General features: G+C 72.5%; 17 protein-coding genes. 3 read left to right on the forward strand and 14 right to left on the reverse strand.

The window, feature by feature from the left end; all coding sequences use genetic code 11:
• Nucleotides 1-166 precede the first annotated feature (166 nt).
• A complete protein-coding gene (locus ACGFI2_RS10900) occupies nucleotides 167-811 on the forward strand; it encodes a DNA-binding response regulator (protein WP_393514070.1) in 645 nt (214 codons plus the stop codon).
• A 119-nt stretch (nucleotides 812-930) separates the two neighbouring features.
• Nucleotides 931-1,542, forward strand: a complete 612-nt coding sequence (locus tag ACGFI2_RS10905; RefSeq protein WP_393514073.1) for a LuxR C-terminal-related transcriptional regulator — start codon at nucleotides 931-933, stop codon at nucleotides 1,540-1,542.
• On the opposite strand, the gene ACGFI2_RS10910 is transcribed toward ACGFI2_RS10905, so the two are convergent.
• The 9 genes from ACGFI2_RS10910 to ACGFI2_RS10950 form a co-directional block, all read right to left on the reverse strand.
• On the reverse strand, nucleotides 1,438-3,246 hold the full coding sequence (locus ACGFI2_RS10910; protein WP_393514076.1) for an ATP-binding cassette domain-containing protein: 1,809 nt from the start codon (nucleotides 3,244-3,246) through the stop codon (nucleotides 1,438-1,440). The genes ACGFI2_RS10905 and ACGFI2_RS10910 overlap by 105 nt on opposite strands.
• Nucleotides 3,243-4,910, reverse strand: coding sequence for an ABC transporter ATP-binding protein (locus ACGFI2_RS10915; protein WP_393514079.1), 1,668 nt, complete (start codon nucleotides 4,908-4,910; stop codon nucleotides 3,243-3,245). The genes ACGFI2_RS10910 and ACGFI2_RS10915 overlap by 4 nt, the downstream gene beginning before the upstream one ends.
• Before the next feature lie 64 nt (nucleotides 4,911-4,974).
• Nucleotides 4,975-5,094 (reverse strand): SapB/AmfS family lanthipeptide, encoded by a 120-nt coding sequence (locus ACGFI2_RS10920; protein WP_088647629.1) that lies wholly within the window; start codon nucleotides 5,092-5,094, stop codon nucleotides 4,975-4,977.
• Between the two features lie 50 nt (nucleotides 5,095-5,144).
• On the reverse strand, nucleotides 5,145-5,264 hold the full coding sequence (locus ACGFI2_RS10925) for a SapB/AmfS family lanthipeptide (RefSeq protein WP_088647629.1): 120 nt from the start codon (nucleotides 5,262-5,264) through the stop codon (nucleotides 5,145-5,147).
• 6 nt (nucleotides 5,265-5,270) lie between these two features.
• Entirely contained in the window at nucleotides 5,271-7,883 is a 2,613-nt protein-coding gene (gene lanKC, locus ACGFI2_RS10930) for a class III lanthionine synthetase LanKC (protein ID WP_393514082.1), read from the reverse strand.
• 216 nt (nucleotides 7,884-8,099) lie between these two features.
• On the reverse strand, nucleotides 8,100-9,251 hold the full coding sequence (locus ACGFI2_RS10935; RefSeq protein ID WP_393514085.1) for a helix-turn-helix domain-containing protein: 1,152 nt from the start codon (nucleotides 9,249-9,251) through the stop codon (nucleotides 8,100-8,102).
• Nucleotides 9,241-9,405, reverse strand: a complete 165-nt coding sequence (locus ACGFI2_RS10940) for a hypothetical protein (RefSeq protein WP_393514088.1) — start codon at nucleotides 9,403-9,405, stop codon at nucleotides 9,241-9,243. The genes ACGFI2_RS10935 and ACGFI2_RS10940 overlap by 11 nt, the downstream gene beginning before the upstream one ends.
• A gap of 135 nt (nucleotides 9,406-9,540) precedes the next feature.
• A complete protein-coding gene (locus tag ACGFI2_RS10945; RefSeq protein ID WP_393514157.1) occupies nucleotides 9,541-10,689 on the reverse strand; it encodes a helix-turn-helix domain-containing protein in 1,149 nt (382 codons plus the stop codon).
• A 595-nt stretch (nucleotides 10,690-11,284) separates the two neighbouring features.
• Nucleotides 11,285-12,067: a transposase family protein gene (locus ACGFI2_RS10950; RefSeq protein WP_393514091.1), complete on the reverse strand. Its 783-nt coding sequence runs from the start codon at nucleotides 12,065-12,067 to the stop codon at nucleotides 11,285-11,287.
• Nucleotides 12,068-12,567: 500 nt separating this feature from the next.
• On the opposite strand from ACGFI2_RS10950, the gene ACGFI2_RS10955 reads away from it, so the two are divergent.
• A complete protein-coding gene (locus ACGFI2_RS10955) occupies nucleotides 12,568-12,903 on the forward strand; it encodes a hypothetical protein (RefSeq protein ID WP_393514094.1) in 336 nt (111 codons plus the stop codon).
• 83 nt (nucleotides 12,904-12,986) lie between these two features.
• Here the strand turns inward: ACGFI2_RS10955 and ACGFI2_RS10960 are convergent, their stop codons facing one another.
• The 5 genes from ACGFI2_RS10960 to ACGFI2_RS10980 all read right to left on the reverse strand — a co-directional run bounded on the left by ACGFI2_RS10960 (nucleotide 12,987) and on the right by ACGFI2_RS10980 (nucleotide 24,273).
• Nucleotides 12,987-14,402 carry a DNRLRE domain-containing protein gene (locus tag ACGFI2_RS10960; RefSeq protein ID WP_393514097.1) on the reverse strand — a complete coding sequence of 472 codons (1,416 nt, stop codon included), beginning with the start codon at nucleotides 14,400-14,402 and terminating at the stop codon, nucleotides 12,987-12,989.
• A gap of 140 nt (nucleotides 14,403-14,542) precedes the next feature.
• Complete coding sequence (locus ACGFI2_RS10965) at nucleotides 14,543-18,550, reverse strand: discoidin domain-containing protein (RefSeq protein ID WP_393514100.1); 4,008 nt, start codon at nucleotides 18,548-18,550, stop codon at nucleotides 14,543-14,545.
• Nucleotides 18,551-18,643: 93 nt separating this feature from the next.
• Nucleotides 18,644-21,496, reverse strand: coding sequence for a discoidin domain-containing protein (locus tag ACGFI2_RS10970; RefSeq protein ID WP_393514103.1), 2,853 nt, complete (start codon nucleotides 21,494-21,496; stop codon nucleotides 18,644-18,646).
• A gap of 187 nt (nucleotides 21,497-21,683) precedes the next feature.
• Nucleotides 21,684-23,309 (reverse strand): glycoside hydrolase family 13 protein, encoded by a 1,626-nt coding sequence (locus ACGFI2_RS10975; RefSeq protein WP_393514160.1) that lies wholly within the window; start codon nucleotides 23,307-23,309, stop codon nucleotides 21,684-21,686.
• 76 nt (nucleotides 23,310-23,385) lie between these two features.
• Entirely contained in the window at nucleotides 23,386-24,273 is an 888-nt protein-coding gene (locus ACGFI2_RS10980) for a carbohydrate ABC transporter permease (protein WP_393514106.1), read from the reverse strand.

Consider the following 24,273-nt stretch of genomic DNA (forward strand, 5'->3'; position numbering starts at 1 on the left):
GGACGAGGCGGTCCGCCGGCTGGCCGCCGCGCTCGCCCGCTGATTGCGCCGCGACCGGCCGGATGCGCCGAACCGATCGACGGAGAACCTGCCCACATGCCGGGACCGTCGGGAATGTCCCGGCGAGGGGGGTTACCGGTGACGCCGCGTCGGGCAGAGTGATCCCGTGAGTGATACTCCACGCGAATCCTCACCCGGACGGGCGCCGGCGGTCCGGGTCGCCGTGCTCGGCGAACCGGGGTTGTGCCGCACGCTCGTGGCCGGGGTGGTCGCGGCGGCAGGCGACTTCGAGGTGGTACGGGAGTGCGCCGCCGATCCCGACGACATGTGCCGCCTCGCCGGCTCCCGTCCCGACCTCGCCCTGGTCGACCTCACCGCGGAGAACGAGATGTCCACGGTGGTGCCGGCGCTGCGCGCCGCGGTGCCGGACTGCGCGGTCGTGGTGCTGACGGACCGGCCGACGGCCCGGGTATTGCGCTCGGCGATGCGACTGCGCGCCCGCGCGGTCGTCGCCAAGGACGTGCCGCCGGAGGAGATGCTCGCCCGGCTACGAGCGGTCGCCGAGGGACGCCGCACCACCGACCCGGTGACCGCGCTCGCCGCCCTGGACACCGTGGTCAACCCGCTCAGCGACCGGGAACGCGAGGTGGCCGCCGTCGCCGCGAAGGGCCTGCCGAGCCGGGAGATCGCCGAGGTGCTGCACCTCGCCCCGGGCACCGTCCGCAACCACCTGTCCAGCCTGCTGCGCAAGGCCGGCGGGCGGAACCGGTGGGAGGCGGTGCAGCGCGCCCAGGACGCCGGCTGGATCTGATTCTCGACACCCGGACACGGGTGTCGCCGGGACAGTGATGCAAATAGGATTCCTGACGGTTGGTTATCGACCGTTCACATTACGTGTCAGGAAGGCGGGGGTCGTGGCTGGGAGTCGACATGGTCCGCACACTGCTCGCGCTCGAGGGACGGCTGGTCCGGGGGGCGCTCGCCCACCTGCTCTGCGCACAGGGCGACATCGATGTCGTCGCTGAGGCGGACACCGCCGACGCCGTCCACGCCGCGCTCCTGGACGAACGCCCGGACGTCGCCGTCGTCGACGTCGACGTCGTACCGGTCGAACGGTTGGCACCGCTCGCCGCCGTGGCGGACGGCAATCACGGCGGCCGGGTGCTGGTGCTGGTGGACCGGCGTCGGGCCGGACGGGTGCGGGCGGTGCTCGCCGAGCATCACGGGTGGATCGGCTTCCTCGACCGCGACGTGCCGCCGGAGCGGATCGCGGACGGAGTCCGGGAGGTCGCCGACGGTCAGCCGGTGCTCGACCCGGACCTGGTCGTCGCCGCGCTCGACGTCGCCGACAATCCGCTGACCCCACGCGAGCGGGAGGTGCTCGACGTGGCGGCCGACGGCATGCCGGTGCGGGAGATCGCCCAGAAGCTGGGCGTGTCACCGGGAACGGTCCGCAACCACCTGTCCCATGTCATGGCGAAGACCGGGGCGCGGACCCGCCTGGAAGCCGTGCGGATCGCCCGGGAGTCCTGCTGGATCTGAGCCCTCGCCCGCCCAGTAGCCCACCAGTTCCCGGTAGGCCGCCGAGACGGCCAGCAGCCCCCGGTGGCTGTCCAGGTGGGCGTGCCCGCCGTCGAGCAGCAGCACTCGGCGGGCACGTGCCGCCGAGCTGATCCGGTGCGCGATCACCACGAGGGTGCCGGGTCGGGCGGCGAAGGCCGCTTCCAGGCGCGCCTCGGTGGCGGGGTCCAGGTGGCAGGTCGCCTCGTCGAGGACGACCAGCGGCGCCGGCGACAGCCAGGCGCGGAGCAGTGCCAGCTGCTGGCGCTCGCCGGCGGAGAGGCCGGCCGTCCGCAGGGTCGCGTCGAGGCCGCCGAGCCGGGCCACCAGGTCGGCCAGCCCCAACCGGTCCGCCGCCCGGAGCACGGCCGCGTCGTCGAGGCCGGGCCGCAGGTAGCGCAGGTTGTCCCGGACCGTGCCGGTGAACACGTACGCCTCCTGCGGAATGAGCACCCGGTGGGCCGCCAGCTCGGCCGTGCCGGCACCGGCGGTCGACGTCCCCGCCACGTGGACCGAGCCGGACTCCGGATGCAGCACCCCGGCCATCAACCCGGCGAGAGTGGACTTGCCGATTCCGCTCGCGCCGACGATCGCCAGGTGGTCGCCGGCCGGCACGGTCAGGTCGAAGCCGTCCAGCACCGGCTCGGCGTGCGGCCCGTACCGGAAGGTCACCGCCCGCAGCGACAACGCGGGCGTGCCCGGATCGCGCGACGACGGGCTCGCCGCTCCCCCCGACCGCTGCGGAGGCACGCACGTGCGCAGCAGCCGGTCGAGGGTGACCACGAACCGGAGACCGCCGGCGGCCACCCCCTGGAACAGCGTGTGCAGCGCCGGCTGGATGCCACGGACGACGTAGACCAGCGCCCCGAGCAGCGCACCCGGCCCGAGACCCTGCCGCAGCAGCCACGGGCCGGCCAGCAGCAGCAGGGGCACCGGGAGCCAGCCGCCGACGGCCAGGCTCAGGCTGCGCGCGGCGGCCATGACGGCCAGGCGTCGCTCCACCCGGGCCTGCGCGTCGACGTGACCGCCGAGCCAGCCGACGACCCGGTCCCCGGCCCCGCTGACCGTCACGTCACGGTGCCCGGCCACCGCCACGATCGCGTCCCGGCCGAGTCGCTCACCGGCCAGGACGTACTCGCGCTGGCGGGCCACCATCGCCGGCAGGGCGGCCGCGAAGAGCAGAAGGCCGGCCAGCACCGGCCCGGCGACCAGCAGCGCGACCGGAGCGGCCAGGGAACAGAGGCCGATCACGGCGGCGCCGGCGGCGAACACGAAGCCGCGGACCACCATCAGCAGGCCGGCCCAGGTGTCCCGGACCATCTCCACCTGGTGGGTCAGCCGGGTCACCGCCGCGTCGTCGACCCGACCGTCGGTCGCACCGGCCAGCGCCCCCGCCACCACCCGCCGCAGCAGGTCGTCACGGAACGGCTCCACCACCGCACCCAGCAGCCCGTACGCCTGTCGGGTGCCGAACGCGCCGACCAGCACCGCGACCGCCAGCAGACCCAGCCAGAGGAGCCCGACGCCGGGCCGGCCGGCCAGGAACCCCTCGTCCACGGCCCGAGCGGTCAGCAGGCCGGTCAACGCCGCCGGCAGCGCCTCGGCCAACGACCAGCCGGCCAGGCACAGCAGCGGGCCACGCCGCGCCGACAGCGCCGCCCGGATCGCCGCGCCCACCGTGGTCACGACCGGAACACCGCCCGGTAGGCCGGATCGGCCCAGAGCGCCTCGTGCGGGGCCACCGCCCGCACCCGGCCGCCGTCCACCCAGGCCACCAGGTCGGCGCGGGCCGCGGTGCCGACGCGATGGCTCACCACCACCCGGGTACGCCGGTCGTGCGGGCCGGTGAGCGCGTCCACCACCCGGTGCTCGGTGACCGTGTCCAGGCTGGACGTCGCGTCGTCGAGGATCAGCAGCCGCTCGGCCCGCAGCGCGCGAGCCAGGCCGAGGCGCTGCCGCTCACCACCGGAGAGAGCCAGCCCGGCCAGCGGGGTGCGGTAGCGCTCGGGCAGCAGCCGCACCACGTCGTGGACCTGCGCCGCGCGGGCCAACGGCACCGGGTCGGCGCCGCAGCCGACGGCCGCGCCGACGGTCTCCCCCACCAGCACCGGCCGCTCGAAGCCGTAGCCGACCGCCCGGCCGAGCGCCGCCGGCGACAACTCCCCGAGTGGCACGCCGTCCAGGCGTACCTCGCCGGCGTCCGGGTCACGCAGCCGGCCGGCCACGGCCGCGAGCAGGGACTTGCCGGCGCCGGACGGGCCGACCACGGCGAGCAGCGTCCCGCCCGGCACCCGCAGGTCGACCCGGTCGAGCAGCGGCCGGCCGTCGTCACCACGCACGTGCACCCCGCACAGGTCCAGCCGACCCGACCCGGGCGGCAGGTCCCGGGCGCCGTGCCGACGGGCCGGTTCGTCGAGGATCTCGGCGGCCCGGGCGCAGCCGGCGCGGACCCGTACGGCGGTGTTGACGGCGGCGATCGCGGCACCCAGCCCGGCGCCGATCGCCGCGTACTGCAGGGCGGCGAGCAGCTCGCCGGGGGTCAGCCGCCCGGCCGACAGCGCCACTCCGCCGACCGCCACGACCGCCAGTTGCAGCAGCGGGTTCAGCAGCGCGCCCCGGGCGGACGCCCCGGCGAGCACCCGCCAGGTGCGTACGCCGTGGCGGTGCAACTCCGGCAGCGGGGTGAGCACCCGGTCGACCTCCCGCTCGGCGGTGCCGGCGGCGGCGATGGTCCGGGCGCCGGCCAGCGCCTCGACGAGCCTTCCGGCCAGGTCCCCCTGCGCCCGCTGGTAGCCGGCGACCGCGTCGGACGCCTCGCTGACGAAGCGCCGCAGCAGCAGGGCCAGCAGCAACAGCCCCACCACGAAGGTCAGGCCGAGCCACGGGTCGATCAGGGTGAGCGCGACCAGGCTGCCCAGCGGTGGCAGCAGCACGCTGCCGGCCAGGACCACCGCCGGAGCGGCCTGCCCGGCGTCGGCGACCTGCCCGACCAGCCGGCCGACCAGATCACCCACCGGTCGGCGGGCCACCGTGCGCGGATCGAGCGTGAACAGGTGCCGGACCAGGGCGTGCCGCAGCGCGGCCACCGAACGGGCCCCGGCCACGCCACCGCCGTAGTCCTGTGCGGCCCGCGTGCCGATCAGCACCAGCACCAGCACGGCGACCACGACGATCCACCGGCCGGACGACGACTGCGGCGCCGCACCGACCACGGCGTCCACCGCGCGGCCCAGGACGGCGGGCAGCGCCAGCTCGGCCGCGGCCTCGACCACGGCGAGCACCGCCAACGTCGGTGTCCACCATCCGGCGAAGGCCACGGCGCGAAGCGCCAGCCGGTCGGCGGGGGTCATCGGTCCTCCCACGGGCGCGGGCCCCGGGCCGGCTCACGCCGGTCCGGGGCCAAGCGACTGATGGTCAGTTGCAGGTGGTGACGCTCAGCGAGCTGTCGCCGCAGAGCAGCAGGCTGGCGCGGCTGCCACCGCCGGTACGCTCGGCGGCCGGCAGTTCCATTCCCTGGAGGTCGAGCAGGGCCATGTCGTTTCCTCACTTCTCTCGGGTGACGTTGACGTCGGTCGTCGGACGGATCAGTTGCAGGTGGTGACGCTCAGCGAGCTGTCGCCGCAGAGCAGCAGGCTGGCGCGGCTGCCACCGCCGGTACGCTCGGCGGCCGGCAGCTCCATCCCCTGGAGGTCGAGCAGGGCCATGTCGATTCACCTCCTTCCGGTCACGTCGGTGCGGGGTCGCCCCGGGGAAGCCGGGGGGTCGGTGGCCGCCCGGTCCGTGCCCGCGACGCGCGTCGCGTCGGGCAGCGGAGTCAGGAACGGCAGGTGGAGCGGGTCGTCCGGCCGGGTCGCGGCGAGCGCGGCGAGCACTCCGGCGGTGCCGGTGGCCAGGTCCATGGAGAGCCGCAGGAGCTGGTCGCCGGGGAAGGCGGTCCGGTCCCGGTACGGCAGGGCGTGCCAGCCGAGCAACCGGGCCTGCTGCCGGGCCGCGTCCCGGTCGCCGCGCTCGGCGAGGTACGCGACGATCCCGGCGCGTCCGGCGAAGAGGCCGGACTGCGCGTAGAACGGGGAGTCGGCGCAGCGACGGATCGCGGTGGCCTCGTCGCGCAGCTCGTCGTCGGGCCGGTGGCGCAGGTACCGGTCGAGCACCAGCCCGATGCCGACGCTCCCCTCGGCCAGGTAGGGCATGGTCCGCCAGCCCTCGTTGACCTCCAGGTGCCCGCCGTCGCGGCGGACGCAGCGGCGCAGGTCCTGACGGAGCGCGGTGCGCGCGTGGTCGAGCAGGTCGGCCTCGCCGGACCGCTCGTACATCCGCAGCAGCATCAGCGCCACGCCGGCCCCGCCACGGGCCAGCCCCGCGTACGGATGCTGCCCGCCGCTGACCTCGGCGACCGATTCGACGTCGCCGAGCCGGCCGACCACCACGTCGACGGCCCGTCGGGCGGCGTCGGCGTACCGCCGCTCGCCGGTGAGCGCGGCGAAGTGGGCCAGGTTCAGCGCGATCCCGGACAGCCCACCGGTCAGGTCGTCGCGCAGCTCGGTCCAGGGCTGGTCGAGGCAGAGGTCGAGCAGGCGCAGCGCCTCGTCCCGGTGGCCGAGCAGCTCCAGCACGTACGCGATGCCGTGCAGTCCGTCGTAGAGGCCGAGGCGGCTGCCGGAGGCGGGTTCGCGTACCCGGTCGATCAGCCACCGCTCGTGCGCGGGGTCGGTGCCGGCGCCGCTGGCGTTCAACGCCCAGAGCACCCCGGCCACGCCGTACGCGAGGTTGAGCCCGCCGTCGGCGCCGGCGAACTGGCGGATGTCGCCGGGGAAGAGCCGGTCGTCGCGTTCCGGGGTGGCGCTCGCGGTGATCGCCTCGGCGAGCCGGTCGCGCAGGCCGGGCCAGTCGTCCGGGTCGATCGTGACGGCACGCGTGAGGTCCGCCGGCCGCTCGCCCACGATCACCTGGACCGCCTCGTCCAGCAGCTCGCGCGGCACCGGGAAGTTCTCGGCGACCACGTCGGCCAGGTGCGCCGCCTTGGCGGGCGCGAGCCGCAGCATCGCGGTCAGCGGCAGGAACAGGGCGAGGCGCAGGCAGGCCAGCGCGTACCGGTCGACGTCGACGCCGGTGCGGTCGCGCGGCGCGGCGAACGCCTGGTTGCGCAGCGCGGGCCGGGTCGCCTCGGCGACGTCGGCGGCGACCTCGAAGTCGATCAGGGTCACCGCGCCGTCGTCGCCGACCATGACGTTGAACATGTGCAGGTCGCCGTAGACGACGCCGTGCGCGTGGATGGCGGCGACCGCCTCGGCCACCTGGCGGTGCACGTCGAGCGCCCAGCGGGTGTAGTCGGCCCGGTCGGCGTCGGCGTTGACCAGCGGGTACCGCTCCACCACCACCTGGTTGAGCGGGCGGCCCTCGACGAACGCCAGGGCCAGGAACTCGTGCCCGCCGAAGCTGAACTCGTCGTGCACCCGCACCAGGTGCGGCACGTCGGCCAGACGCCGGAGCGTCGCCGCCTCACGGCGCAGCCGGCTCACCGCGTCGGCGCCGGTGGCGTCCAGCCCGGCGTGCGGGCGCGCCTCCTTGAGCACCACCCGCTGGTCGGTGCGGGTGTCGCGGGCCTCGTACAGGCCGCCGCCGTTGGAGAAGTGGATCACCTTCTCGATCCGGTACGGCAGGTCGGTCGTCGTCGCCGCGTTCCGGGCGGCCAGGTGCGGGGCGAGGAAGTCGGGCAGGGGCACCCACTCCGGCACGTGGAACACCGGGTCCCGCCGGTCGGGCACCAGGACGCCGTCCGGGTTCTCGATCGCCGGCACGGTCTGCCCGTCGGCGGAGACGCAGTAGCGGGCGGCGAAACCGCCGTAGCGCAGGTAGACCGGGCCGTCGCCGTAGCGCAGGTCGCTGAGGATGTACGGCCCCTGCTCGCCGTCGAGGAGGCCGGCGAGCTCCTTGGCCGTCAGCTCCAGCTCGGCGTCGTCGCGCGGGTAGACGGTGACGAACTTCCCGCTGGCGCCGCGCCGGGCGTACTTGCTGTTGCGCATGAGCAGCAGGCGCGGGCCGCGCAGGTGCTTGAACGGGATGCCGCGGGGCCGGCAGTATTCGGCCACCCGGTGAAGGACGCGCTCCGCGTTGTCCAGCCGGGCCGACACGTGGATCTTCCAGCCCTGCGCGGGGAGCGATCCGCCGACCGGTCCGTGGATCATCCAGTCGTCCTTGACCTCGCATTCCCAGCCCTCCGGCACCGGGCCGGTGAGGTAGCCGCCGGCCTCGGTCGTGGTGCCGGCCAGCGAGTCGTAGAAGAGCGGATCGACCGCGCAGTACGAGTCGTACCGTTCGTCCATGTCGGTTGCCTCCACCGGCTGATCGGTTGACGTCAATCCTGCGGATGGCGGAGGCGCAGGCCCAGTGCGACAAGTCACGACCGACCGATGAGTTTCACCCTCCGAAGTCGTGACAACAGCGGAGTTTGAACTCACGAATACCGCGTGACCAGTCGTTGCGTGGCCCGCCTTCGTCGATCTTGGGCTTGTGGTGCCACAGTATGCCGGTTTCGCTCCTTATCGGAGGTGCCACAACTCCAAGATCGGCGCTTCGGTCGAGATCTGGGCGGTCAGGGCGCGCGCGGTGGGGCGGTGGCGGACCTCGGCGGGCGCGAGGTGTTTCGCCCGGGCCAGGGCGTTCGCCGCGCGCTCGGCTTCACCCACCATGAGGTACGCCCGCGCGGCGTCCACCAGATGCGCGGCGCGATGCTCCAGCGGCAGCCACCGCCACCCGTCCCCCGCGATCGCCGCCTCGTGCCGGGCCACCGCCTCCGCACCGTCGCCCCGTTCCACGGCGGCGACCGCCCGCGCCACGTCCACCGCCGCCGGCCCGAACGCGGTCCGACAATGGTCGTGCCCGTCGCCCACCCGGACGGCCATCTCCGCCGCCTCGTCCAACAGCTCACCGGCGGCACGCCCGTCGCCGGTCCGCGCCGCCGTCAACGCCGCCTGCGCCAGCAGCGTCCCGCACAGCGACAATTCTTCCGGCGTACCCGAATCGCTGTCGCTCGGCGCGACCCGGTACGCGGCGGCCAACAGCACCGACCGGGCCCGCGCCGACGCCCGCAGCACCGGCCCGAGCTGCACCGCCGCGCAGGCCGACAGGACCCGGTCCCCCGCCGCTGCCGCCATCGCCCGGTCGGCGGCCAGCCAGGCGAGACTCGCCTCGTCCAGCTTGGTCAGCAGCGCCGCCGCGACCCGGTACGCGTCCACCACCACCGCCCGGCCCGCCTGTGGATCCCGCGCCTGCCCGCGTTGGACGTCGGTCAGCAACGCCGGAAGCTGCTCCATGAGCTGCGGATAGCGGGCGTGCCGGTAGGTGTCCCAGGCGTGCGCCACGGCCCGACCCCACCGGTCCGGCGGTGCGTCCCGGCCGGCCGTCATCCCGTACGTGGACAGGGCCGCCCGGATGCGCGCCACGCCCTCGTCGCGCTCGGCCACCTCGGCGGGCCGGGCATCGTCGCCGAGCAGCGTCGCGGCATCGACCCGCAGCACCGCCGCGACCTCCCGGATCGTCGACACCCGCTCGAGGGACCGGACGCCGCGCTCCACCTTGTCCACCCAGCTCTTCGACTTGCCCAGCCGGTCGGCGAACGTCTGCTGCGACAGCTTGCGGCGCACCCGCAGGTAGGCGACGCGTCGACCGATCGGCACCCGCTCACCGGTCACGACGCCACCGCCGGTCCGGCACCGCGCGGGTGGTGTCCTCGACAGGTGTTCGGTCCGCCTCGGCCTGCGCGATGATCCGCTGCCGCGCCGCCTCCTGCTCAGCGGCCTCCGCCTGCTCGCCTCGGTTGTCTCCCTGGTCACGCCGGTTGCCCATCGATGGTCCCTTCGACGAAGGCACGGCGATGGGCTCGCCACCGTCGCGCCGAAAAGAGACGCGATCGGATCACCGCATCCCTGTGATCGGGACGCTACGGAATGTGTGCGGATCGACTGGAACGCCTACGCACCACTACTGCGTCGTGAGGCTCATTCGTTCACAGAGGCCCCGCAGTTCCGGTGACACCGATCCCCTCCGCAGCATCGACCGCGCCGTTTCGCGGGCCGCGACCGACGAGCGGGCGTGCTGTGGGCCGATACGCTCGGCCGCGAGCAGCATCCGCACCGCCTCGCGGTCCCGGCCGACCGCCTCGGCGGCGCGTCCCATGTCGAGCCAGAAGTACACCTGCCGCACTGCCGGCAGGCCGGTCAGGTCCACTCCGGCCGCCGCCGCCATGGCCGCCTCCGGCCGCCCCGTGTCGAGCAGGAACGCCATCCGCCACAGCGCCACGTTCCGCGGCCCCCAGGCGAGATCCCAACTCTCCGTCTCCCCGGTGTGCGCGGCGATCAACGCCGCCTCGGCGAGATGCTCCTCCGCGCCGACAAGGTCACGAAGGCCGGCGAGGTGCAGCGCCCGCGCCAGGTGCAGAAACCCCAGCACGTCCAACGCTCCCTGCGCCGCGCTGCCCGCGAGGTCGGCCGCCGCCGCGTCGCACCACGCCCGCGCCGGCCGGTACGCCCCCGAGTGGGCGGACACCCGCGCCCGGTTGGCCGCCGCCACGCCGACAGCGACAGGGGCGTCGAGCAGCCCGGCCGCCTCGGCGCAGCGCTCCGCCGCCAGCCAGGCATGGGCCGGGTAGCTTACGTTCAGGAGCGAGCCCATCGCGACGCCGTACACCGGCACCATCTCCGCCAAGGCGGCCCGGCGATCGGTCAGGCCGTGCATCGCCGGCACCAGATCGACGAGCCGCCGCAGCGCGCCCGCGTAGTCACACCGCCCGTACAGGTCCCGCACCAGAGTCGCCTCACGGTGCACCTGCTCGACCGTGGCAGCCACACCGGATCGCGCGTCCATGGGCGAGTCCATCATGGCCCGCCAGACCCGTTCGGCGTCGATGCGGGCGGCGTCGAGCTGCCGATCCGCCGGGGTGTACGCCTGCCCGGTCAGGTCGACCACCGAACACTCAAGCGCGGCGGCCAAGTCCACGATCATGTACCGGTCGGTGCGCTGTTGACCGCGCTCGATCCGCGACCAGGATGTGTGCGAGATGCCGGCGCGGCTGGCCGCGTACCGGATGCTCCACCCGCGCAGCTCGCGGCGGGCGCGGATGCGGTCACCGATCGACGGATCGGCGGGGACCGGACGGCGAGGCATCAGCGGCGCTCCGATACGACAGGAGGAGCCTGCTCGAACACGCTGCGGCAGGTTGTCATAGCGAACGGTACACGCATGGGGTCCGCTCCCTCGCTAGGCTCCGGCGGAGGTGTCCGAGCCGTACGCGGCGTCGCACATTGTTCCCCTGTCACCACCGCCGCCGCCACCGCGGATCGCGCCTCTGCCGAAACGCCGACGCCGGTTGTCCATCTCGGCCATTGCCCGCCGCGCCCGTGCCGCAACCGCGTCCCGCCCCGGCTCGGCATCGACCATCCGACGTCGGCGCCTCAGAAGGACGACGGCTGACGTGGCGACGAGCGGCAGTGATGTGCCACAGGCGATCCAGAACCAGGTCATAGTGATCAACCTTCCGGCGGCGTGTCAGCTCGGGATCGCATCGGCGCCCCAGTGCCGCATCGCGAGGTACGCCGCAGGATAGGGCGGGTCTCCCGCGCACTCCCGAATTATCCCGTCAGCCCGGACAATTGCCGTCAGGCTGCCGCACGCTGATTCAACTGACACCATGAGACCAAAAATCGCTCCTTAAAAGAGTGAGCCATTTTCATCCTGCGTAGCGGTTCGCTTCGACGTGGTGCAGGACGAGGATGGCTTGGACGATCGCGGTGGCTCGGCGTGGGCAGGATCGCAGCTTGGCCAGGATCTTCCAGGTCTTGAGCGTGGCGATCGCTCGTTCACCGCGGGCGCGGATCTTCGCGTGGGCGCGGTTCACGGCCTTCTGCCTGCGTGACAGTTTCGGCCGGAAGCGGCGCCGCTTGAACGGCGTGCGGACGCTACCGTGGGCGCCTTGGTAGCCCTTGTCGGCGAAGGTCATCACCTCCGCGCTGGTCAGGGCATCGATGATGCCGTGATGGCGGGCGGCGCTCAGGTCGTGTGCCGACCCCGGCAGTGCCGGTGATACCCACACGAGGCGGCCGGCGGCATCGGCGATGACCTGCACGTTCACGCCGTGGCGTTTGTGTTTGCCGCTGTAGTAGGGCTTCTGCTCGGCGACCCGGTCGATTGGCATCAGTGTGCCGTCGAGTATCGCGTATGCCAGTAGCCGGATGCGTCGCATAGCGGTGGCCAGGTCGTCGGCTGCCGAGCTGAGCAGGGCTATTGCTTCCTGGACGTAGCGCCAGGCGGTGGCGACGCCGATCTCGAAGCCGGCCGCGAGTCGGGTGTAGGTGTCGCCGTTGCGGAGATGGGCCAGAGCCAGCAGTGCCTGCCGGCCGGGTGCGAGGCGGCGCCATCGTGATCGGCGCTGCTTGCGGTGGCCGCGGATGCGGTCGGCGAGGTGGTTCAGGGTGCGGCTGGACAACGGAATCGTGGCGGGGTAGGACAGCATGGCGAGGCTCCCGGTTGGGGCTTCGAGTCTTGGTCGACAGCTGTCCTACCTGGAGCCTCGCACCCATCGATCACCGGGCCCGCCGCAACTGCCTTGACCTGCATGATCAGCTTGGAAAAGGCTCAGCGGTCCCGGTCGACTCAACAACGGCCGACAACATTATTCAGCGGATTTCTGACGCAGCCGTACCGATCAGTATCTATTGCTTTTTCGAAAAAGGCGGCGATAGCCTACGTCTCCGATCACGCGCCACGGGGGTTGATTTTCTCGGGCGTCCACCGACAGGAGATGACGTGCTCAGACGCTTTGCAACCGTCGGAATCGCCCTGCTGGCCTGCCTCACGGCCACCGGCGCGGTGGCAATGCCGGCGCACGCCTCGGAACCCGACTGTTCTCTCAATTGTGACGGCGGGGGCGGGGATGGCGGCGGTGGTGGGACCGGCGACCCCGGCACGCCACCTCCGTCAACGCCGGCGTACAACCTCCAGGGTGTCATCCAGTTGGAGAGCGTCGGCCATGAGGGAGCCTGGCCGTTCCGCGTCGGCGGCATCAAGGTCCGTGGCTACTCGCGGCTCGCCACCTGGAGCAACGACCGGGTGGACGCCAACTACATCAACGTCCGGTGCTCGGCCACCGTGCTCAGCTACTCCACCAACGACTACGACTCGGAGAACAACGGGGCGCTCGTCGACGTGACCTTCTGGTCGCCGACCGTCCCGGTCAGTGGCGTCCCCGCCCAGTCCCGGACGGTCGCGGTCACCTGCACCCACCACGCCGAGAAGAACGGCGTCAACTACGACACCACCAGCGCCGCCCAGTTCGTCATCCCCGAGTGATTCTCCGGGGTGGCCCGGTTCGGGCCGGGCCACCCCGCCGTGCTCGCGCCCGAGCGGGCGCCGCGCCCTTCAGGCAGCCGGGTTCAGTGGCAGGTGCCGCTGCCGCCGTCGGTGAAGGTCTGCCCGGTCACCGGCAGGAAGCGCCAGTCGTATCCGCCCTCGTAGGCAGTGAGTCTCAGGACGCCGTAGGTGGTGCCGTTGCGTACCTCGCTGTTGGGCACCACGGTGCCGAAGCCCGACTGGAGGGAACGACCGCCGGTGCCCACCACGAACTCGCGGATGCCCCGGGCGGGGTCGGCGGTCCGGTCCGGGGACTGGGGGGCGAACCGTTCGTACTGGTGGGCGTGCCCGTTAAGCACGATCTCGGCACCGGCGTCGTAGAGCGCCTGAAACAGCGGTAACACGTTGGGCGCCTGCCGTTCGCCGGAGCTGAACAGGGGGTGGTGCCAGTAGGCCAGGGTGCAGCGGGTGGGGTGGGCCGCGAGGTCGGCACGCAGCCACCGCTCCTGGGCCGAGCCCGCCTGGCAGCCACCCACCTTGGCGCAGTTGGAGTTCAGCACGACGATGTGCCAGTCGGAGGAGCCGGGCAGGTCGTACGAGTAGTAGCCGAGTCCGGCCGGGCCCGCCGCCGCCCCGAAGTAGGCGAAGTAGGGGGCGGCGTTGGCGGTGAGGTACTCGTGGTTGCCGACGGCGGGACGGGTGCGGGCCTTGTGTCGCCCCCAGGTCGGCTGGTAGCAGTTGGCGAACTCGGCGGTGGTGCCGGACTCGTAGACGGAGTCGCCGATCGTGGCCACGGTGCCCGGCTGGCTGTCCAGGATCCGCGCGGTCTCCTCGTCCCGGTCGGTGGTGCAGCTCGCGATGTCCCCGGCGGCCAGCAGGATGTTGTCCGGTCTGGGGGGCACGCCGGTGTCGACGGCGAGTCGAGGCCAGTTCTCGGCGCTCTCCCGGGCGTCGTAGTAGGCGCCGTCCGGGTCGGTGGAGGAGATGGCGAAGCTGACCACCATGTTGCCGGTCACCGCGGCGGTCACGTCGGCCTGGTACCAGCGATCGGGCTTGACGATGCCGAACCGGGACAACGGCGAGCCGATCGGGGACGGGCGGTTGGCGTAGGTCAACGTCGTCTCGACCCAGTTCGCGCCGGTGCGCTCGATCGTGCCACCCGTGAGGCTACCCGCGAAGCTCGCGCTGCTGGTGTGCATCTCCAACCGGGCATTCACCACGGGTGCGGTCAGGCCGGTGACCGCGAAACTCACGTACGAGATCCGGGTCGGCCCCGCGGCCACCGCCAACCGTGACGACGTGTCGTAGTTCGTGGTGGGCGCGGCGGCGTTGACGTAACTGTCGTTGGTGGCGGTGAAGACATGGGTCGTGATGGCCGCCTCGGCGGGCGAGCCGGAGGTCAGGGCGGCACCGACCACGACCGCGCTGAGGATCGCGGCGAGCAGGGCGCGGGTGGTCCCGGTGGTCCGGGACGGAACGAGCCGGGTACGCAGGCGCATCCGTGGAGTACACCCGGACCGCCGTGAGCGGGGCGTCACCACGTCGACCGGCCCCGGTGACGCTCGAGTGCGTCCCCGCTGGGCGTGTGAGAAGGGGCCCCTTCTCTACCGGAGGCGTTAAGAAGGGGCCCCGCCTTACGTTAGTTGCGGGTGATGGTGAACGTGCTGGTGGTGTTCTTGATGTCCTGGTAGTTGTCGGTCAGGCGGAGGTTGGTGAAGGTGGCCGAGCCGACGGCCGGGCCCTGCCCCGCCTCGGGCATCTCGTTGACCCACACACCGAAGCCGGACTTCGCGTCGAACGCATCGCCGCTACGCCGCGCCCCGGAGATCGAGACGTTCGTCAGGACCGTGTCGGTGATCGGGTTCTCCGGCTGGCTGCCGGTGTACTTGGTCTGGAACATGATCCCCGAGTACGTCGGATCGACGATGTCCACGTCGCTGACCCGGATGCCGCGGAACTCCTTGGACGCGGAGAACAGCCACATCGCCGGGAACGTCTGCGCGCCCCAGAAGTGCCCGCCGGAGCGGATCAGCGAGATGTTCTCGAACCGGGTGGGCGGGCTGGCGCCGAACCCGACGAACGGGTAGCCGAAGTCCAGCGAGCTGATGGTGATGCCCGAGTACGTCAACTGGTCGGCGATGTAGAGGTTGCGGAAGACGTTGTCGTAGCCGCCGTACACGGCGATGCCGGCGGCGCGCCAGGTCAGCGTGGCGGTCAGGTTCTCGAACACGTTGCCGTGGTTGCCGCCGGAGCCGCCCTGGTCGGTGGCGGAGAACAACGCGAACGCGTCGTCACCGTTGGAGCGGCCCTCGGAATTGGTGACCAGGGCGTTGGTGCTGCCGTTTGTCATGTTCACCGCGTCGGCGAAGGTGTTGCGGAACCGGCTGTCCCGGATGGTCAGCGCGTCCACGCTCACTCCCCAGTACGCGCAGACCGTGTGCTCCACCCAGACGCTGTCCAGCGTCAGGTTGTCCACGTCCTTCAGCTCGCCCCACACCTTGCCCGGACCGTCGATCCGGTTGGTGTAGTTGCCGAAGAACGCCAGGTGGGCGAAGGTCGACCCGCTGGCCGAGGACTCCACCCGGAACCCGGCGTCGGTGTTCTGCTGGTTCGTCGGCGTCTGGAAGCGGGTGTACCACATGCCGGCGCCGACGACCTTCACCGCCTTGCCGTACACCTGGAGCTTCTGCGCGGTTTCGTAGGTGCCGGCGGGCAGGTAGACGCCGACGAGCGTGCCGGTGGTGTCCATCCGCACCGCGTCCAGCGCGTTCTGCACGTCGGAGTGGCTGAAGCCGGTCGGCACCTTGTAGCGGGTCGGGTCCGGGTTGGCCCGCGGCGACACCAGCTCGGTGTTGACGAAGTCGATCGCGTACGTGGTGGCGTTGGCCGGGTCCTTCTGGAGCCGGATCCGGCTGCCCGCCGGGACGGTGGAGTTGAGCAGCACGTTCGCCTCGTCGTAGAGGTGCCGGGGCGCGCCCGCGCTGGGTGAGTCGCTCGGGCCGGCCTCGGCGCCGTAGAGCCAGATGTGCTTGGAGGTGAGGCTGATCGGCTTGTGCAGCACCCCGTTGACGTAGACGTTCAGCGTCGAGTCGATCCCGCCGCCGCCCGGCGCGTCCGGGATGGAGAAGCGGGTGACCAGCGCGTTCGCGGCCGACTTGGTGGTCCACTCGACGTACGCGCCGGTGGTGTTGAGGGTGACCGCGCGCCGGCCGGACGCCTCACCGGCCAGATCGCCGATGGTGCGGTTCGGTCCGATCACCTGCGCGCCGCCGCCGACCGAGCCGTCCTCCGCCTCGTACATGTCGTAGCCCAGGTTCGCCCCGCGACCGACGAACAACGGCCGGTCGCTCGTGTTGTTCTGCCGCTTCACCGGCAGCTCGTTGGCGTCGTCGGCGAGCACCACCCTCACCGTGTAGCGGCCGTTGACGGCGGTCCAGGTGCCGAGCGACACCGGGCCGGCGGTGGCCCCGGCGGCGATCGTGCCGGAGTACGAGCCGGTGAGCGTGCGGACGACGGAACCGGAGTCGTTGAGCACGGTGAGCGTGATGCCGTGCGCGCCGCTCGCCGAGGCGATCGTGCCCTGGTTGCGCAGCGTCACCGCGAAGCTGACCGTGGCGCCGGCCGCAGGCGTGCCCGGCGACCAGGTCACCGCGGAGGCCACCAGGTCGGAGCTGGCCACCGGGCTGACCGTCAACGCGGTCGGGTTGGTGTAGCTGTTGTTCGCCTCGTTCTGCTCGATCACCGTGTTCGACTCGTCGACAGTCGCGGTGAGCTGGTAGCTGCCGGCGTTGCGCGCGCCGATGTTCGCCGAGACGGTGCTCGACGCGCCGGCCGCGAGCGCGCCGACGGAGGCGGTGCCGACCTTCGTCGTACCCAGGTAGAGGTTGACGTCCGTGGCGGCGGACGCCGCGGTGCCGGCGTTGCGCACGGTGGCGGACAGCGTGATCGTGTCGGTCTCCACCGGCGCGGTGGGCGAGGCGGTCAGGGCGGTGACGGTGAGGTCCGGGTTGGGCGCCGGCACGCCGATCACCTGGAGTTCGGCGACCTGCCCGTTGGACGAGCCGGAGTTCGCGGTGAACTGGAGCCGCACGTCCGCGGCGGTCGCGGAGACCGGCACGGTCACCGTGTTGCCGGTGTTCGAGTTGAAGGAGTACGTCGCGGAGCCGACCAGGCTGGTGAACCCGGACCCGGACTGCTCCCGCCCGAGCACCTGGAACGTCTGGGTACGCGCGCCCCACGCCGGGTCCGGGTTGAGCTTCACCACGACCGCGCTGATGCTGGCGTTCGCGCCCAGCGCGACGGTCAGCGTGCTCGGGTACGCGCCGGGCGCGCCCTCCCAGTAGGTGGTGACGTCGTTGTCGACCGCGTTGGCGGCGTTGAACACGTGCACCACGGAGGAGGCGGTGGCCGGCTTGCCGACCGCCAGGTTGGTGGCGCCGGTGCCGCTCCCGGTGCGGGTGACGGTGTTGCTGTTGGCCGACACGTTGCCGGCCGCGTCGCGGGCCCGCACCTGGTAGGAGACGGTGGCGCTGTCCGGCTGGCTGTCGGTGTACGTGAGCGTGGACCCGCCGACGGTGGTGCGCAGCGAACCGTTGGCGTACACCTGGTAGCCGGTGACGCCGACGTTGTCGGTGGACGCGGTCCAGGTCAGCCGCACCTGGCCGGTGGCCGGCTCGGTGAACGCCAGGTTCCCCGGCGCGCTGGGCGCCTGGGTGTCCCCGGTGGTCGGACCGTAGATCTCCAGCTCGGCGAGCTGCCCGGCGGGCCAGGCGCTGTTCGCGGTGAACAGCAGCCGCAGGTAGCGGGTGGACGCGGTGGGCACGGTGACGGTCACCGTGTTGCCGCCGGCCGGGTCGAACGCGTACGACGCGGACGCGACGAGCGTGCCGAACGTGGAGCCGTTGGTGCTGCCCTGCACGGTCAGCGTCTGGTTGCGCGCGCCCCAGCCGGTGGGCAGCCGCAGCACCAGCCGGTTGACGCTGGTGGCGGCGCCCAGGTCGACCTGGATCCACTGCGGGAACGCGTTGTTCGGGCTCTCCCAGTAGGTGCCCGCGTTGCCGTCGTTGGCGTTGCCGGCCCCGTACACGTCGGAGTGGCCGCTCTCGGTCATGGTCTTGCCGAGCGCCAGGTTGGTCGACGAGCCGGCGGCGCCGTAGACCTCCAGCTCGGCGAGCTGGGCGGCGGTCCAGCCGGTGTTCGCGGTGATCGTGACGCGCAGGTAGCGGGCGTCGGTGGCGCTGAAGCCGAGCGTCACCGCGTTGCCGGCGGCCGGGCTGAACGACCGGGCGGCGGAGGCGACGACCGTGGTGAAGCCGCTGCCGTCGGCGCTGGCCTGCACGGACAGCGTCTGGTTGCGCGCCTCCCAGGCGGCCGGGAGCTTGAGCACCACCTGATCGACGGCGCGGCTGGCGCCGAGGTCGACCTGGGCCCACTGGGGCAGCGCGCCGCTGCTCTCCCAGTAGCTGCCCTGGCTGCCGTCGGTGAGGTTGGCGGTGACGTAGGGGCCGTTGACGCTGCTGGCGGTGGCGGGTCGGCCGGCGGCGAGGTTCGGACCGCCGGCGGCCAGGGCCGGTGGGGCGGGCGCCGCGGTGACGGCCAGGCCGACCGCGGCGAGCACCGCGACCATTCTGGTACGGAGTCTGGACATGGTGGACGGACACCTTCTTCCGGGGGAGGTGGAGAGGCGTTGACGGGGGTGGTGGTGCGGCGGGGACCGGGGGCGGGTCCCCGCCGCGCCGGGTCAGGAGGCGTAGACCTCGAACTCTGAGAGTTGACCGGCCGGCCAGCCGGTGTTGCCGGTGAACGTCAGCCGCACGAAGCGGCGGTCACCGGAGGGCAGCGCGATCGAGACGGTGTTGCCGCTTGCCGGGTCGAACGGGTAGCCGGCCGCCGCCTTGAGCGTGGTGAACGACGCGCCGTCGGTGGAGCCGAGCACGGCCACGGTCTGGGTGCGGGTCTGCCAGGCCGCCGACGGCGGCAGCTTGAGCACCACCCGCGCCACCGGGCGGGCGCTGCCCAGGTCGACGGTGACCGACTGCGGGAACGCGTTGTTGGCGCTCTCCCAGTAGGTGTTCGCGTTGCCGTCGACGGTGTTGCCGGCGCCGTACACGTCGGCGTGGCTGGTCTCCGCGACCGGCCGGCCGGCGGCCAGGTTGCCGGTCGGCGGCGCGGTGGTCGGCGGTGGCGTGGTCGGCGGGGTGGTGGTGGGCGGCGGGGTGGTGGTGCCGTCGCCGTACACCTCCAGCTCGCTGAGCTGGGCCGCCGGCCAGCCGGTGTTGCCGCTCACGGTGACCCGCACGTACCGGCGGGCGCCGGACGGCAGCGCGATCGACACGCTGTTGCCGGAACCCGGGTCGAACACCCGGCCCGCCGACGCGGCGAGCGTGGTGAACGACGAGCCGTCGGTGGAGCCGAGCACGGCAAGCGTCTCGGTGCGGCGTTCCCAGCCGGCCGGGAGCTTCAGCACCACCCGGTCGACGGTGCGGGACGCGCCGAGGTCGACCGTCAGCGACTGCGGGAACGCGTTGTTGGCGCTCTCCCAGTAGCTGGCCGCGTTGCCGTCGACCGCGTTGCCGGCCGCGTACGTCTGGTTGACGCTTGTCGCGGTCGCCGGCCGACCGAGGGCCAGGTTGCCGCCGGCCGGCGGCGGGGTGGTCGGCGGCGGCGTGGTCGGGGGCGTGCTGGTGGGCGGCGGGCTGGACGGGCCGTTGCCCCACTGCGGCTGCGGCCACGGCCCGCAGTACGGGGTGGCCGTGTACCAGCCGGAGTTCCCGCTGCCCTGGGTGATCTGGAAGCCGCTGCCCACGCAGTTGTGCATCGGGTTGGCCTGGGCGATGTTGGTGGCCCGCACGTTCGTGAAGCTGACCTGGCTCGGCGCCTGCACCTGGAGCGCGTACGTGCCCGCGCCGTCGATGCGGACGTTGCTGAACGAGATGCCGCTGGTCTGCCCCTCGATCCAGTGCAGCGCCGCGTAGGAGCTGTCCAGGATGTCGGTGTCGGTGACGTTGATCGCCGCGCCCTGGATCGGCTCGTTGAGCGCCGAGAACCAGATCGCGCCGACTCCGAACTGCCAGTTGTAGTCGGAGTTGCCGTTGCGGATGAGCGTGTTGCGGGCCACCGTGATGGTGCCCGCGACGGCCGTCGACCCGTTGACCCCGGGATAGCGGTTGGCCACGTGGATGCCGCCACCGTTGGTCACCGAGTCGGCGGTCACGTTGTCGGTAATGGTGATGTTGCGCCCGCCGTAGGTGACCAGGTGGTTCGCCAGGATCGTCACGCCGATGGTGTTGTGGGTGAAGGAGTTGCCGACGTTCGGCACGCTCTGCGCCCACATGGCCAGCGCGTCGTCGCCGGTGTTGCGGACGAACGTGTTGGTCACCGTGGAGTTGGTGACGCCCCAGTGGAAGTTCACCCCGTCGGCGGTCTGGTCGAGGATGCGGCTGTTGCGGATGGTGAAGTTGTCCATCGGCCCGTCCATCCAGGCGCCGACCTTGGTGTGCTGCAACCACAGGTTGTCCACCACCGAGTCGGTCATCGCGCCGCCGAGCGCGTTGACCTGGTCCTCGTCGACCCGCTCACGGATGTCGCCGATGATGGCGAAGTCCCGCAGCGTGACGTTGCGGCTGGGCCCGCCGGCCTCGTGCGACCGGATCTCACCGGAGTAGCCCCCGCCCGGCACGTACCTGCCGTAGATGCCGGCGGCGCGCTTGCGGTCGGTGGGGTGCCGGCCGCCGAGCACCGAGTACCACGGCCCGGCGCCGCGGAGCGTCACGCCGTCGACCACCACGTGGTCCCAGAGCGTGAACGTGCCGGACGGGATCCAGACCGCCCTGCCCTGCGCCTTGCCGGCGTCCACGGCGGCCTGGAACTTCGCGGTGGAGTCGGTGGCGCCGGTCGGGTCCGCGCCGAAGTCGGTGACCACGTCCAGCGCCCCGGACGGCTTGCTGATGGGCGCGCCGACCAGCTCGAAGTCGGCCAGGTCGATGGTGAAGGTGGGCGACTGCGCGGTCGAGGAGACCTGGAGGCGGATCTTGGTGCCGGCCGGGTAGGTGGTGCCGAACATCGTCCGGGTCTCGTCGTAGAAGTGGTGCGGGTTGGTGTCGCCCGGGTTGTTGTTGAACGGGTAGCCGCCGTAGTACCAGCCGTACCGGGAGGTGACCGGGACGGCCTTGACCAGCGTGCCGTTCGCGCGCAGGTCGATGCTGGCGTCCCGGCCGGTGCCGGCGGCGCTGTCCGGCAGGCTGTAGCGGAAGGTGACCGCGTTCGCCGGGGCGGCGAGCGTGAACTCGACGTACTCCCCGACCGCGTCGAGGGTGACCGCCTCCCGGCCGGACGCCTCCGACGGCAGCGTGCCGTAGCGCCGGTCCGGGCCGATCTTCGTGCCGCTGTGCGCGGCCTGCTCCGCCTCCTGCTCCCGGAAAGGGACGGTGGCGCCGCGGCCGGCGATGTCGAACGGGGACAACCCGGCGGCGTGGGCCGGGGTGGCGGTGGAGGTCAACGCCACGACGGTCAGTGTCGAGGCGGCGAGCGCGGCGGCGGCCAGGGCCGCCAGCCCGGTGCTGCGGTGGCGGTGCGCGGTGCGGTGCTCGGCCATGCGGGGTGTGCTCCCTTTCGTCGGTGGCCAGGTCCCCCGTTGCGGCGGTACTCCGGTCTCCTTCCTCCCCGGGTGTTCCTCCGGTGGCGGCCGGGACGGGCCGCCCGATGTCGCGCGTCGGCGGGCTTCCGCCGTTCGGTTCGCGGTGGCACCGGCGGCGGGACGGTGCCACCGGCGCCGTCGCGGTTCAGATCGATCGGGTACGCAGCCAGACCGCGGTGTCCGGGGGCAGCCGGTCGTCGTCGAGCGGCCCGCTGGCCAGCAGCAGCCGATCGTGGGCGGGCAGCGGCACGGTCTCGCCGCCGAGGTTGACCAGGCAGGTGAAGCCGGGTGCGCGGGCGAACGCGAGCACCCGGTCGGGTGCGGGCAGCCAGGTCAACGGGCCGTCACCGAGCGCGGGCTCGGCCCGGCGCAGCGCCAGCGCCGCCCGGTAGAGCTCCAACATCGAGTGCGGGTCCCCGGTCTGGGCGCGGACCGTGCGGTCCTTCCAGTCCGCCGGCTGCGGCAACCACGGCGCGGCGGACGCGCCCTCCGGGCTGAACCCGAACGGCGGGTCGTCGCCCTGCCAGGGCAGCGGCACCCGGCACCCGTCGCGACCGGGGTCGACCCGCCCGGAGCGTTCCCACATCGGGTCCTGCCGCAGCTCGTACGGAATGTCCTCGACCTCCCAGAGCCCCAGCTCCTCGCCCTGGTAGACGTAGGCGGCGCCGGGCAGCGCCAGGCAGAGCAGCGCGGCCGCCCGGGCTCGGCGGGTACCCAGCTCCAGGTCGGTGGGGATGCCCTCGCGCTTGGCGGCGAAGCTGAACGTGGTGTCCGCCCGGCCGTAGCGGGTGACGTGCCGGGTCACGTCGTGGTTGGACAGCACCCAGGTGGCCGGCGCGCCGACCGGGGCGTGCGCGGCAAGCGTGCCGTCGATGCTCTCCCGCAACGCGGTGGCGTCCCAGGCGCAGCCGAGGAAGTCGAAGTTGAACGCGGTGTGCAGCTCGTCCGGGCGCAGGTAGTTGGCGAACCGCTGCCGGTCGGGCAGCCACACCTCGCCGACCAGCGCCCGCTGCCCCGGGTACTCGTCGGCGATCCGCCGCCAGGCCCGGTAGACGTCGTGCACCCCGTCCTGGTCGCGGAACGGGTGCGGCCGGTCCGGGTGGACCTCGGGCAGCGTGCCGTCCTTGACCAGCAGGCCGGCCGAGTCGATCCGGATGCCGTCCACGCCCCGGTCGAACCAGAACCGCAGGACGTCGGAGAACTCGGCGCGCACCCGGGGGTGGTCCCAGTTGAAGTCGGGCTGCTGCGGGGCGAACAGGTGCAGGTACCAGTCGCCGGGCGTGCCGTCCGGGTCGGTGGTGCGGGTCCAGGTCGGGCCGCCGAACTCGCCGGTCCAGTCGGTCGGCGGCAGGTCACCGTCGGGGCCCCGGCCGGCGCGGAACCAGAACAGCTCCCGCTCGGGCGCGTCCGGCCCGCCGGCCAGCGCCGCCCGGAACCACGGGTGCGCGTCCGAGCAGTGGTTGGGCACCACGTCGACGATGGTCCGGATGCCCCGCGCGTGCGCCTCGGTGATCAGCGCTTCGACCTCGGCGAGCGTGCCGAAGACCGGGTCGATGTCGCGGTAGTCGGACACGTCGTAGCCGGCGTCGGCCATCGGCGACGGATACCAGGGGCTGTACCAGATCGCGTCGACGCCGAGCGCGGCCAGGTGGTCCAGGCGGGACCGGATGCCGGCGACGTCGCCGATCCCGTCGCCGTTGCCGTCGGCGAAGCTGCGCGGGTAGACCTGGTAGATCACCGCTGAGCGCCACCACGGGCTGCTGTCGACGATGGACACGGGCACCTGCTTTCTGCGGGGTCGGTTCTGATGCGGCGGGCTGCGACGGGCCGGGGCCGGCGCCGCCCGGTCAGCCCTTGAGGCCGCCGGAGGTCAGGCCGGACATGATGTTCCGTTGGAAGATCAGGAACAGCACGACGGTCGGGATCGCGGCGATGACCGAGGCGGCGATCACCACGTTCATCGGGGTGCCGCCGGCGAAGGTGTAGATGCCGACGCTGACGGTCCGCGTCTCCGGCGACGGCATGACCAGCTTCGGCCAGAGGAAGTCCTTCCAGACCGCCGTCACCGCGAAGATCGCGACCACGCCGAGGATCGGCCGGGACATCGGCAGGACGATCGACCAGAGCGTGCGCAGCGGCGACGCGCCGTCCATCACGGCGGCGGCCATCAGGTCCTCCGGGATCGAGTCGAAGAACCGCTTGAGCAGGAAGATGTTGAACGCGTTGGCGACCAGCGGCAGCCAGATCGCGAACGGCGAGTCGAGCAGGTTGACGTGCACGATCGGCAGGTCGAGCACGGTCACGTACTGCGGGACGATCAGCACCATCGCCGGGATCATCAACGTCGCCAGCATCATGCCGAGGATCAGCTTGCCGAGCACCGGGCGCAGCTTCGACAGCGCGTACGCGGCAGCGGTGTCGAACACCAACTGGAACAGCACCGCCCCCATGGCGTAGTAGAACGTGTTGAACAGCAGCTTCGCCAAGGCGAGGTTTGTCCAGGCGTCGACGTAGTTCTGCGGCTGGGGATCCCGGGGGAACAGCGACGGCGGCGTCTGGGCGATCTCCTGGCCCGACTTCAGCGCGCCGGTGACCATCCAGTAGAGCGGGCCGAGGAAGACCAGGGTGAACGCCGCCACGACGACGGCGAGCACGGCCCAGTAGAGGACCCGGCCGCGACCGCGCCGCAGTTGGGCCGGGGAGATGAGGGTACGGGTGGTGGAGTCGGCTGCCAT

This window comes from Micromonospora sp. NPDC049282, from assembly GCF_043197045.1.
In the GTDB taxonomy this organism is placed as follows: domain Bacteria; phylum Actinomycetota; class Actinomycetes; order Mycobacteriales; family Micromonosporaceae; genus Micromonospora.